The 17,296-nt window shown below is 34.7% G+C and carries 14 protein-coding genes; all 14 read right to left on the bottom strand.

Going from position 1 to position 17,296, the window contains the following annotated elements:
* Positions 1 to 399 precede the first annotated feature (399 nt).
* The gene (locus T515_RS04585) at positions 400 to 642 is read right to left on the bottom strand and encodes a hypothetical protein (protein WP_036608096.1); all 243 of its coding nucleotides are present in this window, start codon (positions 640 to 642) and stop codon (positions 400 to 402) included.
* A gap of 68 nt (positions 643 to 710) precedes the next feature.
* Positions 711 to 2,237 (bottom strand): polysaccharide biosynthesis C-terminal domain-containing protein, encoded by a 1,527-nt coding sequence (locus tag T515_RS04580; RefSeq protein ID WP_036608094.1) that lies wholly within the window; start codon positions 2,235 to 2,237, stop codon positions 711 to 713.
* Between the two features lie 2 nt (positions 2,238 to 2,239).
* The gene (locus tag T515_RS04575) at positions 2,240 to 3,349 is read right to left on the bottom strand and encodes a polysaccharide pyruvyl transferase family protein (protein WP_051671428.1); all 1,110 of its coding nucleotides are present in this window, start codon (positions 3,347 to 3,349) and stop codon (positions 2,240 to 2,242) included.
* A 14-nt stretch (positions 3,350 to 3,363) separates the two neighbouring features.
* Positions 3,364 to 4,488 (bottom strand): radical SAM protein, encoded by a 1,125-nt coding sequence (locus T515_RS04570; RefSeq protein WP_036608093.1) that lies wholly within the window; start codon positions 4,486 to 4,488, stop codon positions 3,364 to 3,366.
* Between the two features lie 643 nt (positions 4,489 to 5,131).
* Positions 5,132 to 6,379 carry a glycosyltransferase family 4 protein gene (locus T515_RS04565; RefSeq protein WP_036608090.1) on the bottom strand — a complete coding sequence of 416 codons (1,248 nt, stop codon included), beginning with the start codon at positions 6,377 to 6,379 and terminating at the stop codon, positions 5,132 to 5,134.
* A 27-nt stretch (positions 6,380 to 6,406) separates the two neighbouring features.
* Positions 6,407 to 7,525, bottom strand: coding sequence for an EpsG family protein (locus T515_RS04560; protein ID WP_036608087.1), 1,119 nt, complete (start codon positions 7,523 to 7,525; stop codon positions 6,407 to 6,409).
* Between the two features lie 22 nt (positions 7,526 to 7,547).
* Positions 7,548 to 8,777, bottom strand: a complete 1,230-nt coding sequence (locus T515_RS04555; RefSeq protein WP_036608084.1) for a glycosyltransferase — start codon at positions 8,775 to 8,777, stop codon at positions 7,548 to 7,550.
* 55 nt (positions 8,778 to 8,832) lie between these two features.
* Complete coding sequence (locus tag T515_RS16410) at positions 8,833 to 9,843, bottom strand: glycosyltransferase family 2 protein (protein WP_051671427.1); 1,011 nt, start codon at positions 9,841 to 9,843, stop codon at positions 8,833 to 8,835.
* Between the two features lie 9 nt (positions 9,844 to 9,852).
* On the bottom strand, positions 9,853 to 10,905 hold the full coding sequence (locus T515_RS04545; RefSeq protein WP_036608082.1) for a GNAT family N-acetyltransferase: 1,053 nt from the start codon (positions 10,903 to 10,905) through the stop codon (positions 9,853 to 9,855).
* Positions 10,906 to 10,907: 2 nt separating this feature from the next.
* Entirely contained in the window at positions 10,908 to 11,909 is a 1,002-nt protein-coding gene (locus tag T515_RS04540) for a hypothetical protein (RefSeq protein WP_036608079.1), read from the bottom strand.
* Positions 11,910 to 11,913: 4 nt separating this feature from the next.
* Complete coding sequence (locus T515_RS04535) at positions 11,914 to 13,224, bottom strand: ATP-grasp domain-containing protein (protein WP_036608076.1); 1,311 nt, start codon at positions 13,222 to 13,224, stop codon at positions 11,914 to 11,916.
* A 1-nt stretch (position 13,225) separates the two neighbouring features.
* Positions 13,226 to 13,864, bottom strand: coding sequence for a sugar transferase (locus T515_RS04530; RefSeq protein WP_036608073.1), 639 nt, complete (start codon positions 13,862 to 13,864; stop codon positions 13,226 to 13,228).
* A 119-nt stretch (positions 13,865 to 13,983) separates the two neighbouring features.
* A complete protein-coding gene (locus tag T515_RS04525) occupies positions 13,984 to 15,285 on the bottom strand; it encodes a DegT/DnrJ/EryC1/StrS family aminotransferase (RefSeq protein WP_036608069.1) in 1,302 nt (433 codons plus the stop codon).
* A gap of 130 nt (positions 15,286 to 15,415) precedes the next feature.
* A complete protein-coding gene (locus T515_RS04520; RefSeq protein ID WP_036608066.1) occupies positions 15,416 to 17,293 on the bottom strand; it encodes a polysaccharide biosynthesis protein in 1,878 nt (625 codons plus the stop codon).
* Positions 17,294 to 17,296: the final 3 nt, after the last annotated feature.

Below are 17,296 nucleotides of genomic sequence, written 5' to 3'. Positions count from 1 at the left end.
ACCTTATATCGTATGGATAAGGAGATCCAACGTGACATGAAAGGAATGAGCAAGGAGGAACAAAAGGCCTACCTGATGGAATACATGGGCTGGAGAGATGATGAACCTCCGACAAAGGGACCTGATTTTGTGGAACCACAAGATGATGATTCCGTATTTCCCTTTGACTTATAAAAGTAACTTTGTAACTATATGTCAGCATTGGATGTGCCGGTCTAAAACAGGCCGGCAGGTCCCTTGCAACAACCTACAAAAAAGGATTGCAACAACCTACATTTTTGGTCTGCAACTTTATGCAAAAAGGGCTTGCAAAAAACATCTATAAACATCAGGCGTTTTTCCAGTTCTTTGATCCTTGCCTTTAGTTCCGGCTTTGTTACCCTCCGGTTATTGTTTTCTTTACTGACCATCTGAACCATCCTTATTCGGATCACTCTTGATGTAACGCATAATGTCCTCAAAACTTCTCTTGCTAGAGGCATAGGCCTTGAACAGTTCATCGCTCTGTATTGATTTCCTCATATCCAGTAGCCTCTTCATCTCAGCTGTCATCTTTTCGTATTGCTGCCGGTTTTTGCTGATCGCTTTTTCAAGTTTAGTGATCTTATCGTTCAATGCATCCTTGTTGACCGTACGTGCCATCTTAGCCTATCTGCCTAAAATTATTAACAATTATCGCCTCCCACAATCTGACGTCGGGACTTGTTTACCTACTTCTTTTTTCTATGGTTCTCCAGTTTCGCTAGATAAAACCTAATACAGGTTAGCATTTCCACTCTATCAATAAATATATTACAAACCACCACTATTAATAATACTGCAATCAGAATAACAATAGACTTTAATAACCAAATAAAATAGTTATTGGCCGAAATACTAACGAAATATATACTATTGATAATCATAAATAAAGCAAGCATATAATTAAATATTAGAATTACAATATCCTTTTTTAAATCAAACGCAAGAACTTCTTTTGCTTTAATTACGTTTACAACAATAATTATAAGTGTACCTATCGCCGAACCGGTTATAATACCATTCAATCCTATAAATCTCATAAGTATAATTGATAGTCCAATATTTAAAACTGCAGCAATTCCTGTTTGGATATTTTGCTTCTTAAATTCGCCAGATACATTGATTATCATCCCATAAGGTAAGTTATTAAGTTTTAAGTAATTATAAGTAAAGAATACTGTAGCCAAACTCGGTATTATATAATTCTCATCTTTAACATCTCTTGTATATATTTTCAAAAATGGGATAATCATAATTGCTGCTGTTGAGAAAAAAATAGTAGACATCAAATTTATAGTCTTTTTATAAATCTCAAAAATATATTTCGCATTTTCATTATTTCCTGAACTAATAAGATGTCCGAATGAATCTATTGGTGCATTTCCAAATGATGATAAATATGAAAAAACCCCTTGAAATATTTGATTATATACATAGTAAACACTTGCTTTTGAAAGGCTTAACCCCAAGGATACTAAAACTAAATCCGTAGATGTAAAGATTGTTGACGCAATTTTCTGAAACATTATGTCCTTAACGCCATTAATCTTATCAAGATTATAATTTCCCCTATACGTGATAAACGGATACTTCTTTTTCTCATATACCTTTAAAGCAAGAATATTTAGTATTACATTTAATACGTTAATTGAATATACTAATATTATACTTATGTCATTAATCACCATTACAAGAGATATAATCCATGTAATAGTCTTAACTAATAAACTGATAATACTTGTAATATATTGCCTATTATTTCCCGATAATACAACTGTATATTTAGCCGTGCCTCCAATTGATAATGCAGTGGTGAATGTCGTAAGTCCTAATAGTACAAGCGAATGGACAAATCCTATGGGTGATTTTAAGTAATATACATACATCCCCCCACTAATCATAACAATGCTTGCATATATAACTGTTATTTTATTAAAATAAGTTTTTGCAGTATACAAAATAGCATTTAATTCATCATAATCTTCATTTATTATTGGTTTATAAGTAGCTACTACCACTGCTAATGTAAAACCACCCTCAATTATTGTAAACATCGCTGCAAATTGAGAAAGAGTAGCAATTAAACCAGTAGTAGAAGAACCATAATGGACTATAACTAACTTGTTGTATATTAGTCCGTATAACATCATTAATAAATTGTTGATTACCGCTGTAATGGCAACAAATGAAGTTTTTCGAAATTTACTTTCCATCATTACTAAAATATTTCTCTAACATAATTTAAAATCAATTCATGACTCTTCTTGGAATACTCATAGATCATGTTTGAACTAAGAACATCTACTGGAGACAATCGTTCCACCCAATTAGTATCATAAATATTTACGTACCTATTAGAGTAAAAATTACCATCCAATTCTTTCATAAAGCCAGAAATCTTACCTGTTTTTCCTTCCGTATAATCTAATATGATATTATTACCATTTAATATAGTTTGTAGAATTATTGAATGATATCGCATGCCTACGCATCCAACTGCAGCTGAATAACAGTCATATAGCTCATATAATGATTGAGGTTCAAAAACAATATTAACATTACCAATGTTTCTATCTAACATCATCTCTGCAAAATAACCCCTATCATCTCCTCCCCAAAAGAAAGAATGCATCGGAACTAATTTGACCTCAGAAAATGAATTTGCAATATTGGCCGTAAATTCATACAACTCACTCATTAAATCCACTATACTATCCTGATATACCTTAAACCGCGTATCCCTATAATTAATAGCTATATAATCAGCTTTATTAACCATAGTATTCTCTCTATATACTAAAGCTGAAATAACTGCAGGATCACTCAGCGTTACAGCCTTTATTCCGTTATTACACATATAAGCACGCTGACTTGATATCTCATCTCTAAAAATAGTAACATCTGAATAATTAAGGATATCTTTAGCTATAGACTCATAGTATTCATCATGAAACGGTCCAAACCCACAACCTATCAATCCAGTTGTAATTTTGTTCTTTTTTGCGAGTTTAAAAGCCTTTCGAATTATAAGTATTTCGGGTATATCCATTATAGGCCCTCCGCCCATAATTACATAATCAGAGCATCGTATTCTATCCTTCAATATATTAATATCTTTTTCGCAAAATATTTCTATATTCAGTTTTTTCCCAAAAGAATAATTATCAGCATCTAAATAAAGTGTTCTTTGTGAAAAAAAAGGAAATAATGAACCTAAGAAATATTTATTGTTCTCGTTTTTTTCTTCGAATATTTTAATGATTCCATCTAGTATGGCACGGTCACCTAAAGTTTCCGTACCATACCAACCAAGTATACATATATTCATTTTTACCAACACTCCTAGAATACTATTCCATTATTCTTTAATAATTCTTCATAAAATAATCTTAAGCCCACACTGTCTAGCTGACTAATATAATGTGAACAGCTTTGACAATGATTTGTCGTAATCTCATGTAGTATCTGAATATTCCCATTGAAAATATCATAGGCTGACTTCTCTAAAGCACTTCCCAACTCGTTGCTATATGTTGCGCAATACGAAATATTTCCATTTGGCACAAGTGTCACCCAGTCATTATGCCGGCATGGGCAATCAGCATATCTCTTTCTGTCTCTTATATATAGAAATATTCCAAAATATGTCTCTGAGCACTCCTTAATAGCCTTCTTATAAAAAAATTCTTGTGCGACTAACCTTGCTTTTTCATCACAGAAAATAGAAAAATCCTCATATCTATCGTCATTATTAATTCTTGCATTAATTGTTGCAATATTATATCTTACCAAAATATTATTCTTCTTACTCCAAGCTTCTACCTCTTCAAGATTATATACATTGAATCGTGTCACAGTACATATCACTCCTAAAGAATCACAATAGCGCTCCTTTTTTATTAAAATCAAGTCTAGTGTCTTGCAAACCTTTTCCCAAGCGTTATGATGTCCTCTCATAAAATCCTGCATCTGTCCCACACCATCTACAGATAACGAGAGATTTACAGAAACCCCTTTTTTCTTCGCGATTTCATATATTACTGTTAATTTATCTCTTATTATATCAGTAAAATAACCATTTGATATAATGTTGAATCTCTTCAAATTAGGCAATGTTTTAAGCATAACATTTATGCAATCAACTAAATCTGCACGGAGAAAAGGTTCACCACCATTTAGCCCAACTGCTATTACCTTCCTAAAAAGCTTATCGTTAAGTATTTGTTCAAGTTCTTCAACTGAATAATCCTTATTCTTTATAAGCTTTTGCATTCCGCACATTTTGCAATTAAAATTACATTTATATGTAATTGGTAACTGAATCGTTGATGGATATTTCTTTATAAAGCCACCATTAGAAAATATAAATAATTTTAGCCTCTTTCTCAACCACACTAAAACTATTCTCCAATAATTAACAATACTACTTATTCGTAATCTTAGTTCTCTATAAAATCTTTTTTTCATTGCTATTCCTTCATTTTTAACTATTTTTCCGAAATGATTTATTGATAGATAATAGATATGCACGCAACAAAATATTCAAAAGATACTATCATTTTGACATAATATCTTCATTTACGGTGATTATCTTTGCCTCTAGCTATTTGTCTTTTATTATTGGCGGTGCTTCTAAAAGAAGTTGCAGTCTTTTAATTAGACATAAACATTGTCAAACACAAATAGTATGATTATTACAGTAATAATAAATACTATTTGTGTAATATTATGCAATGAAGTAGGCGTCAATGTGTATAATCACTAAGCATAACAGTGGGGTGATGAAACATAAACCTAGGGAAATGTAAAAAAATACTTTCTCTATTCGGCTCGAGAAATAAGTTCTTGTACAATAATGGTAGAGAAACCAAATCTCATTATTTCTAACACAAATACGGCTACAGACATTTAACTAATTCAACAATTAGATGGTACTAAAAATCTTAAAATTAGCATTAGTATAACTCGCACAGTGAATACTTATAACAATATATATAATTATTGATAATGATTTTTTGTATAATTCAAATAGAATCTCAATTGTTTGCTTGGTACGATAATCTTTTTATCTAAGCTGCCATTACCAAATTATAATATTGAATAATCGGCATCATTTATCCTGACTATTGATGATAATATCATTATATATTCCAATAAGTTCATTATAGTTAGTATCTCTATCAAATATCTTCTTTGCATGCTCTCTCTCTGCTCTAGAAAATGAAACAGCAAGCTCATTACTTTCAAATAACAACATTACGTAATAAGCACACATATAGGGGGCCGATGATTGATAAACAAAGCCTTCCTTCCCATGCTCCATCATATTTTTAACGCCTCCGACATCCGCCGATACAACTGGGCAACCTAACATCATAGCTTCTCCTAGCGAATTCGGAGAATTCTCTATAGTCGAAGGAGTAACAAACACATGAGATTTACAATACCTAGCACACATATCACTTTCGGAAAGTGTTCCAAGAAATCGCACATGTTCTTCTAAGCCATATTTTTTTATCAATTGAATAATATATCTTTGATATGTTGTTATCTTGAGCTGATCAATCACACTAAGATGCAATAAGTCTTTTCCTGTTGTGTAAAGTACAACATCTGGATAATATCTAACAATATAGTTCAACGCATCTAGCATATAGTGAAATCCTTTTATTGGGTAATCACTCTGACTTACGAATATAGAATGTCTCTCTATACTATCAATTTCCCACTTTTGGTGATAGAAACTATCTCTTAGACATTCATTACAGTGATAGTACTTCAATTTTGGATTCATCAAATAAGAAATAGCCCTATCCCAATCCGTTCTCCCTATTACATACGGCACCAATTGGATAGATTTTATTTCATATTGTCCTTTTTTTAAATAGTCCTTCTTCCCTTGGATAACACTAGAAGGCCTAAATAAATCTCTAGGCATATAATTATTTATGACTCTATTAGGTAAGCCCTCTGTGTAATGATATTTCCCATATATCGAGACAAGCCCCTGAATAGAAATAATACATCGATCATTTAATCCAGCTTGATTAGCTGCTTTAAGAGCATTATAACTATGAATAAACTCAGTCCCCCAAATATGAATAACATCTGGTGATTCATTTTCAATAATAGGCTGAAAACCTGTATTACTATCTTCCTTAAATGAATAATAGGAAATCAAATCAGTTTTTTCATGATAAAAAGTCTTCCCAGGAAACGCAATCACAAATTCGACTTCCGAAGATTCCATTATTCGTTGAAACAAGTAGTCTAACCACCCTCCAAATGCAGAAACATTTATACTCAGCAGTTTGGCTAAAGGCTGTGGCATCTTATTACAAATCCATAGTATTTTCACACAAACACCCCTTCCTTTATGATGATTTTATTTGAGTAATTCAAATATTGTATGAAATTCAGCAAATGAATCATGGTAAGTTGGGTCATTAAAAAAAGCAACATATGTGTAGATAGTAATAAATACCAATACAAAGAATAACATCATTCTGGGTATCTGTTTGTTGATTTTCTTATATATAATTGGAACAATTGCAATATCAAACATCGAGAAATTATAACCAATTCTCGATATCAACGCTGCACCAACAAATTCAAATGGCTTAGTCAATAACGCAATATATGCTAAAATAACCAGACATTTCTCTTCTTTTGAAAGAACTCTTGGCTTAAATATCATAAAATAAATCATAACTACATATGGAACTACTAATAACAAAAAACCAAACCCAATCGAATTCGTTGATAAACGTCCTGCATAAAACCTTTTATAATCTTCAAACACCGATAAAGATATAATTAAATTGAAAATTCCACTTGATAAGTTAGATAATAAAAAAAGCAGGAACGTAATTACCAGCACTATAGTTCCAAAAACTCTAAAATTAATTTTCTCTTCAAATTTACATATAATCAGAAATGGTATAATCACTGCAGCTGAGGTATGCAAACTACTTGCAATTGCAATAATTATGAAGGTCCTCTTATAGTCTTCATCTATAAAGTACATCACAGATAAAATCAAAAGTGACATAGCTAAACCTTGCCGCATCATTGAGAAATTCAATAGATAATACTTATATGTAAAAATATATATAAAAAAAGCCCAAACATATATCCTCACAGGAACTAGTCTTTTAATAAACTTATACCATATAACACTTTCCACAATATTGATGGTAGCAACCATATAATAAAAGCCATTTTCAAACCCAAAAATTCTATTTAAGATAATCCATCCAATTTCAGGCTTTGCGTTGTTAAAAAAATTAAATCTATCTAACACCAACAATGCACTGATTGAATTTTTACTTATCACATTCCAATTATAAAAATAGCCTTTGTAGTCATTGCCATAATTGTAATGTATGCAAGCCACAAACGTAGTTATTATAAAGGCTACTTTAAGCCAATTTATCCTTTTTTCATATTTCCCAAAATATACAAGCAATAAGGCTATTGAACTCGCTGTAATTACTACAATCATTTTGTATTCCCCATTTTTTACTTTACTTTGAAGAGCGAATTCGATTTATCAACTCAAATATTTTTGTTCCCTGACATGATGGACTTTTATTTTCCATAATCCAAATCTTTGCACGATTGGCTTTCTCGCGTGCTTGTTTATTACATGTTTTTCCAACATTAACAATACAGTGTGCAAGTGCATCTATAGAATCATTCATAGGATAATTTATGAATTGATCATATTCATCCGGAATACCATCTAATTTATACCCTATAAACGGAATACCTGATGATAATGCCTCAAGGTCTTTTGATGGGAAGCTATATTTAGTATATTCTCCTGTATTTTCCCTCGGATTTATAATCACATCACATCCAGACATTATATCAAGCACTTTTTCGCGTGGTAACTGGCCTAGAAACTGAATTCTATTGTCATCTTTTGATCTTGATATTATTTCGTCCTCAGCTTCACCTAATCCACATATAACCAAATTAAGATTGCTCTCCTCAATTCTAGCAAATGCATCCAATAGTTTCATAATGCCAAACTTTTTATGCAACAACCCAGCATATATTATTCTTATATTATCATCATTTTGTGGATTTAATTCGGGAAATTCAGGTGTACTAATCCCTTCAACTATCTCATACGGCTTATCTTTTGATATTAATTGCGCCATTTGCTTGGTAATTGCAACAATGCCATCGACATTATGTATATTCTTCTTAGCTTGTTTTTCACTCCATTGTTGATATAATTTTCCTAATGGTGAAAGCGGTTTTTCAGCCAATGCTATAAATTGAGGTAAATCCACAACAATATCTATTGTTGTAATATCGGGATATACCTTTTTAACAAATGAAATAGCTCTCATAAATTCTGGATACATAGTGTAAGCAACAAGAACTTTAGGCATTCCATTGTCCTTGCTTGCCCATAACTCTACTTCACGAAAAATCGGACACCATTGAACTATTCTTTTTATTATTTTAATATTGCAAAATCCAACATTGATATCTGAAGCGCCCTCTGTATGTGCAAAATTATACTTCTTAATTGTTGCATCTTTGTAGCCCATTGGATATGCCTCTACTGGTAATACATTTATTATATTGACCGGACCATTATTTATTTCTTCTATACCTGCAATAATATGTCTTTGCCATGCGATAGCGGCATCTTCCATTCTTCGAATAGATTTTGATCTAACTTCATTTTCCATTTCTGCTGGTATGATGACTGACAGAAATGCAATATCATATTTCATCAACTATCCTCACTCTCAACTTCTAATTATACTTTACGCTTTCATCCTATTTATTTCACTTAACAAGTGATAACAATTTTAAATCATCAAGAATGAATTTTACAAATTTGGGGCTAATTGCAATTCCATTTACTAGCATCTTTTGCATAATATTCTTTCCATATTTATTAAATAAAATTCTATATTTAACAGACAGATATCTAGCTATCTCTTTATCATGAGTATAATTTTGCACATTAGCCCTTGCCGCTGTAAGTCTGACCTCTGCCGCAATGAAAACATACCCTATTTGAATGTATTTTTTCATATCAGGTGCATTATGTTCTGTAAATCTTATTGCATCTTGTAAGGCAATATAACCCTCAGCCCTATGATCAACATCCGCTAATGTCAAATCCGCATGATCCTTATGTGCACCTATCCCTGAAGGATTGATATAATATCCATAAAGTTTATCCTTTGTAATTGCTGCACCTTTGCATATACTCAAATATTTGCATGTAAAGAATACATCTTCATTAAAGCTCGCCTTTTCTTCCATAAATAAATTATATTGCTTTATAATATTTGTCTTAAAAAGACAGGCGCAAGCTGACGAATGATAATAAAAAATATTACAAATACACACACTCGATGAAACCAATTCTTCTTCAACTCCATCTTTTTCCTGAAACAGAATCTCTGGGTCAGAAAAATCCATGTATCCGCAGGTCGCAAGATAGTCAAGGTTTCGCTCAGCAATTCTATGTAAAGTACTTAGATAATTGTGGGCAACAACATCATCAGAATCTATGAACGTCAAATAGGCTCCCGTTGCTTTTTTAATTCCTATATTTCTAGTTGCTGAAGCGCCTTTCTTCCCATCATTTATTATTATTCTAATTCTTGAATCGCCTACAAACTTTTGGCAAACTCCAATCGTATCATCACTAGAATGATCATCAATCAGTAATAGTTCAAAATTATCATAATCTTGCTTTATAATCGATTTGATGCATCTCGATATATACATCTCTGAATTGTGCATGGGCACTACTATTGAAATCAGTGGTGATCCTTTTATCATATTCAATTCCTATTGTCTATATTCGGGAAAATACCCAGATTCTTTTACATTCTCGCTATTACTTTTTTTCATAACTTTCTCACATAAAATATCATACTTCTGAACATCATATATCTTCTTTCCAATATGAAATCGATTCAAATCGCCTCTGTAGAATGCTCGTTTGAATTTAAATAAGTTATCTTCCCCGGAGCCAACCCCTCCTCCGAGATACAACGTCTTATATCCATTCGTATTCCCCCACAGAGCGGCATGATACAATAGCAGGTTTGTGGGCGCTATATTACTAAACTCTCTAAGACTTCCACTCAGATGATAATTCATACGCCCATTTGTAGCAAGCATTATACTAGCAGCAATCACCTTCCCTTCTTTCTCAGCCCAGAAAATTTGTGCATTTTGGGGGAGATCAGTAAGTACTGACTTGTAAAACTCAGGCTCAAAGTAGTAATACTCCTCAGCATCATCTTTATCCATTGTACTGTTATAGATCACTCGGAACTTCTCATATATTTCGGGAAAGCGTCCGTTGTAGATAACTACATCATTCTTTATAGCCTTTCGAATCATATTTCGGTTCTTACTGGTAATGTTTTGCCATATATCCTCAGGACTGTTGAGATCCATATGAACAACTTCACCTAGCTGAGTGACATTGTAGAAATCTCGACATTTCTCCTGATTCTGGAGCATCGGATGGAAACGAACAAACTCGGTGATGACCCCATTCTTACGAATCCATTCACTATAAGCTTCATAAAGCCCCGCTGTATCCTCCCCCTCGATAATCCATCCTCCATATCCATATGGAGTAGCAAAGTCGAAGTACCTGTCTCTTTCTATCTTATCCTTAAAATGTGGATCATCAGCCACATCGCGTTTCATAACTACATTGATGCCTCTGCATACACTGCTCTCATAATGAAACAACAACGGCTCTCCATCGCCATGTATCTGAAAAGCCTTTACATAACCACTCAGCCAATAAACATCGTATTCTTTAAAGGAGCGAACAACAAAATCCCACTGTTCGGCCTGTTCTAAGTTATAAACTGCAAGCACCGTTACGCCTCCTTCCAAAACCGTTTTATTACATCAACCATCCGATACATGTCTTCCTTTGTATATCTTTGATCGCAAACAAGACTTAACTCGTTCTTATATATAAATTCAGTCCTCTCATCCAATTTGTGATATTTACTCACAGGCCAATGAACGGGACAATATATTTCATTGTTAATCAAATAGCGGCGAAGTTCATCCCTTTTACCATCACGTACTAGGATAGGTACAAACATTGGTGTATCCTGATTTTTCATCTCACTAAAGATGAGAATACCATCCAATTCTGCTCTTAGTACAGCCGCATTAGCTCTCCTCTGTGCCCTTATATAGTCCGTATCAAGCATCATTGCCAGTTTAATATCCCTTTCGTCAGCCATCACTATGCCAGCATTTTCTAACAACTCTTCAGCCTCATTGAACATATTGAGGTATTCCTTATCTTGTCTCAAACCGCTTATGTACTCAGCTTTCCTAGACATTGCTATTTCACGCAATGATATATACTCACCACTGTTGCGCTCTGTTTCAATCTCAATCTTGTGACCATCTTTACTCCAAGCATATCCTCCGGTCAAAACACCACACCACTTACGGAGAGAGCCGAAATAGTAATCAGCATCTGAATATGTGGCAGAGAAAATACTATGCGTCAAGTCACGAATGACCACACCATTATATCTACTTAAGTCTAGCAAATGGGATGAATACCCAAAGTAATCCATCAGGAATAGGATGTCAGAGTCAAATTTAACCTCTTGTACTAATTCTCCATCGTAGTACACAGGATAAAAGCGAACATTAATCCCTGCGTCAATAAAGGGCTTCACCATGCTGTCACAGCACCATGAAGGCATCGAAACTGTGCAACAGTTTTTCAAGTCACTGATAATTGCCTGTAATGCACTTCGTCCCGAAAGAAACCACTGTACTGAATCTGGAAATAACTTACTCTCTAAATTGCATGTTGGTACATTCCAAAACTCACTGCCTATTTCCCTCATTTGTCTAAAATCTCCAATCAAACAGACAGTCCATATTTGAAATATCAAAAACTGGAATTCCAAGTGCTTCTTGGATTTCTTTTCTTTCTTTGAAACTATTGTCAATAAAGATGCTGCCATCAGATTCTTTGATGATATCCTTCTTGTTTTCATTCCAGTGAAGTTCAATTATTTCATCAAATAGACTTTCTGATATTGATAATCTTTTAAAGCTATCTTTTAATTCTTCATTAAATGTATCTTTATGCCGTGTAATCAATGAAATCTTATTCCCCTTGTATTTACATTCATAAAGATATGCAATGACATAAGGATTTACAGCTTTGCCTTCTTTTGAAGTAACCGTGTCATCATAGTCGATGTATACATGATTATATTCAAAGTTCAGCTTATATCGATCAATGTATGTCTTATCACACTCTACAACATATTCATTTTGAACTATCTCTGTATCCAGCCCAGAAAAGTCACAGAGTGCAAGCAATGGAAGATTTACGCCTTTCCCCTTACTTATAGCAAAAGATCCAGCAAATCTCGTACAAATCTCAAGCAACTTCAGCCGCCCATCCTTATCTCGCTTCAGCTGTAAATACCAATATCCTCTGAATCGAATTTTCGAATTAATGGATATTACTACATCTTCAAATTCAGAAGTCAAATCAATATTGTGTCCGCGAGCAGTAATCCCATTCATAAGTCTGGTTCTGACTCGTGGATTGCAGAAAAGAAGTTTTCCACTCTTGTCTGTAAAACAATCAACCGTATACTCTTCTCCAGGCAAATACTCACATAGTACATAATCATTGAGGTTTTCTATCTCCGCCAATTGTTCCTTAGATTTTATTAATGCTGCTCCTTTCGAACCTTGGCTACTATCGGGTTTTATGAATATAGGGAATTCATTTATATCACCAATATGATTTATCTCATATACAAACGGCACATATCTTTCACCTTTAAGCGCTTCATAAGTCAAGCTCTTATAGCGACACAATTTCGTTGTTTCATATGGGGAACATACCACAACTGCCGAAAGCTCTGATTCTTTTTCTTTCAGCAACATTGCAGCTGTTTCATCTGTCGGAATGACGTATTTTATATCTCTGTCTTCTATCAGTTTCTCAAAACTGTACCAAAAATCCGGGGCAATAATATACGGAATATCATCAATTATATCGTCACATACATACTCTGCATGATTTGAATAACTTCCACCAGCAATAACATGAAACCTAGGATTATTCTTTAAGCAATCTATTATCTGCATCGCCGGATATGTTGCACTTGGAAAAACCAGCACATTTTGTTTCGCCATTCTATTTATTCCTCTTCTTACTTCTTTCTATATCTAAAGGCTGATACGTGACACCATCATGTACAATCTTACTCGCCGTCTCAATATTCTCTCTCTTAAAAACAACTAAAACTGTATCTAAAAGAATCTGCAAATCTGTCACAAAAGAAATATGCTCAACATACCACAAATCCATCCTGAATTTCTCTTCCCATGTTACATAATTTCTTCCATGAACCTGAGCATATCCTGTAAGTCCTGGCCTGACATCATGCCTGTGATGCTCTTCTTCCGTATAGTAATCTAGATAACTTACTAGCAAAGGTCTAGGTCCTACTATCGATAATTGACCACACAGAATATTTAATAATTCCGGAAGTTCATCTAGACTTGTACTCCTTAAAAATTTCCCATACCCATTAAGTCTAATTTCATCTGGAAGAAAATTACCATCTTTATCCTTATCATTAGTCATTGTCCTGAACTTTATTAGTTTAAACACTTCTTCATGCAATCCTGGCCTTTCTTGAGTAAAAAAAGGATTACCTTTCATTTTTATAGTGCCAATGATAGTTAAAGCCAACAGTAACGGCAAAAGAATTATTATTGCGCAAAACGCCAAAATAAAATCTAATATTCTCTTGTAGAATTCAGCATACATCTAAACACTTCCTTTGCATTTCCTTATTTGTTGTTACCCCTCATCTAATTCTCAAATGATGTCAGACCTTTTATTCACATTTTGCATTCAAATAATACAATAAAAATTTAATCTCTATTTTATTTGAAGCACATATGAATAATCTCAATTATTTCATCCTGCTGCTCCGCCGTCATCTTATTATCACTCGGCAAACACAGTCCTCTGTTAAATATATCCATACCTACATCCATTGCCTTACCTTTATCAATGTAAGCATTACTCTGTCCGCGGCCATTGCCTCTTGCTGTAACAAATGCATGTGTTCTGTATATAGGCTGAGCATGCATAGGCTTCCAGATAGGTCTTCCTTCTGCGTTTATTGAAGCGATTGCCTGTAAGATCTCTGTAGGGCAGGTCTTTCCTTTTTCCGGTGTGAAAAGAGCCTGTTTATCATCTCTTACCTGCTGACACATGGCATCTTCATCAATAATCATGCAGCTGAGCCAGAAGTTAGGAACTGATTTCTCAGCATCATAAGGGTTCATCTTTACAGGAAGATCTTTAAATCCTTCCTTATATCTTTCATAAATTGCCCTTTTCTGATCCATATGTTCCTTAAGATATGGTATCTGTCCGCGGACAACTCCTGCGATAACATTACTCATTCGGTAGTTGTATCCGATTTCCTCATGCTGATACCATGGAGCATCTTCGCGGGACTGTGTACTCCATTTTCTGACCTTATCAGCATCCTCTTTCGAATCTGTCAGTAACATGCCGCCGCTTGAACCTGTGATTATTTTGTTTCCATTAAATGATATACAGTTATAGTCACCGAAAGATCCGGTTTCTTTCCACTCGCCTTTATAAAGATATTTGGCTCCCAGGCTCTCTGCAGCATCTTCTATGATAAGTGCGCCATGCTTTTCACAAACTGCACGAAGCTCTTCTATCTTTCCGGGAGTTCCATAGAGATGTGCAAGTACAACTATCTTTGCCTCAGGATAGATTTCAAATGCCTTTTCAAGTGCCACTGGATCCATATTCCAGGTATCATACTCTGTGTCTATAAATACCGCTTCGCCATCTTCGTAAGCAACAGGATTAATGCTGGCATCAAAGGTGACGTCTGAGCACAGCACCTTTTTACCCTTGAGTGTTCCTTCATAGGGTCTTGCCTGACCATAAACCTTCTCTCCGGCAAGCTTTGTCGCGAGATGAAGTGCCGAAGTACCGGCGCTTAGAGCAACTGCGTATTTTACACCTACATACTCAGCAATCTGTCTTTCTACTTCATCTATATTTTTTCCTACGGTACTCATCCAGTTTGTATCATAGGCTTCCATCATATATTTAGCTTCATCCCCATGCATGGTAGGGCTTGAAAGCCAGACTTTTTCAGGAAACTTTTGTACATCTTTATCATATCTAAAAGCCATTTTATTGCTTCTCCTATTCAAAAACATAACTATACACGTCTCTAGACAATATACCGTATGCCCTTAAATGTCAAGTTATAGAAAAGAAGACAGCATGCTCCAAAAGTCATGCTGTCTTCTTACTATTTCCCTATATACCCAGTTTATAAGTAGGAACTACTTCTTTGACAATTCTCTTTATTTCAGCGCACTCCTGCTTTGACTCATTGTCAAGCTTCATAAGATTCTTCATGAACTCTTCATCATCCATTTCAATCGGATGCCCTATATATATAAGTTCATTCTTTGTTTTCTGCATACCCTCTTCGCCCATTAGGAGTTCCTCATAGAGCTTTTCTCCCGGACGAAGTCCTGTTATCTTGATAGGTATACCATTTTCATCAGGAGTGAATCCTGAAAGTTTGATCATATTCTTTGCAAGATCAAGGATTTTTACAGGCTTACCCATATCAAGAACAAAGATCTCACCACCCTTTGCATAGTGGCTTGCTTCAAGTACAAGAGACACTGCCTCAGGGATAGTCATAAAATATCTTATGATATTTGCATCCGTAACAGTTACCGGCCCACCTTCTGCTATTTGCTTTTTAAATAGCGGTATAACAGATCCATTTGACCCAAGAACATTTCCAAATCGAACCGCCATAAACACTGTAGATGGATATTTCCTGCTCATCATCTGTATGATCATCTCACAGATTCTCTTGGTGGCACCCATAAGAGATGTAGGATTAACCGCTTTATCGGTAGAAATAAGAAGAAATCTCTTAACTCCGTTTTCAGCCGCCGCTTTAGCAGTTTTATAGGTACCCATAACATTATTCTTTACAGCTTCATTTGGACTTACTTCCATAAGAGGAACATGCTTGTGGGCCGCCGCATGATAAATAACGTCAGGATGATACTCCTTGATAACACTTTCGATTCTCAGTTCATTTCTTACAGAGCCAATGAGTGTTACCAAATCAAGGTTAGGATACTTTCTTTTCAGCTCCTGTTCAATGGCATAGGCGTTATTCTCATAGATATCAAAGATAATAAGCTGTTTTGGCTTCGCTGCAGCTATCTGTCTGCAAAGCTCTGATCCGATAGATCCTCCCCCACCGGTAACCATGATAACCTTACCCTTTATAGCTTCGAAAATCTCGTCAAGATTTATATGTATCTCATCTCGTCCCAAAAGATCTGTGATCTCAACGTCGCGAACCTTCGCTATGCTTACCTCTTCATTAACAAGCTGTCCTATGCTCGGCACCGTCTGAACCTTACAGCCGGTTTCCTTACAAATGTTTAGTATATCAGCCTTATCCTTTCGTTTTGCTGTAGGAATAGAAAATATTATTTTGTTTATATTATACTTTTTAACCAGCTCAGGGATATCTTTTCTTGTTCCCTCAACTTTGTGTCCTTCCAGATATCGCCCCTGCTTTAATAGACTGTCATCTACCATTGCCTTAACGACAAAATCTCTTTTTCCGCTCAGCTGCTGTTCCTTGAGTATGGCCCTTGCTGCCTGACCAGCCCCCACCAGGAGAACATTGTCAATGTCTACATCATCCTGAACAAATCGATCGTCATTCTTTATGTACCTTAAGATTCGATAACCAAAACGTATCAGTACGCAGAAAAACATGCTTATGATATAAGCCATAAGAAGTACACTTCTAGGAACCCTAAAAGGCACTAGCATATTAAATATAGGAAGTATCACCGCAAGAACACTATATGCCATCATGGTATGAGCAACCTCTGACACGCTGGCAAATCGCCAGATACTGTGATATAGCTTAAAAATATAGTAAACCGCAAAATGCAAAAGAACCGCGCAGGGTACAAACGCTATCAAATTTTCGATAAAGTTCTTCGGTATCCTGTTTATGGAAAAATCATATCTTATCCACATCGCAACAAAATACGAGAATGCGATAGTGAAGGCATCCGCAAGTACAATCATTAAAAGTCTTTCCAGATACTTTCTTCTGTCAGTATTTAAAATAATCGACTTCATAAT

The organism is Oribacterium sp. P6A1 (assembly GCF_000702885.1).
In the GTDB taxonomy this organism is placed as follows: Bacteria; Bacillota; Clostridia; order Lachnospirales; family Lachnospiraceae; genus Oribacterium.
The sequence above is the reverse complement of the archived record's forward strand: the minus strand, read 5'-3'. Positions and strand labels throughout refer to the sequence as shown.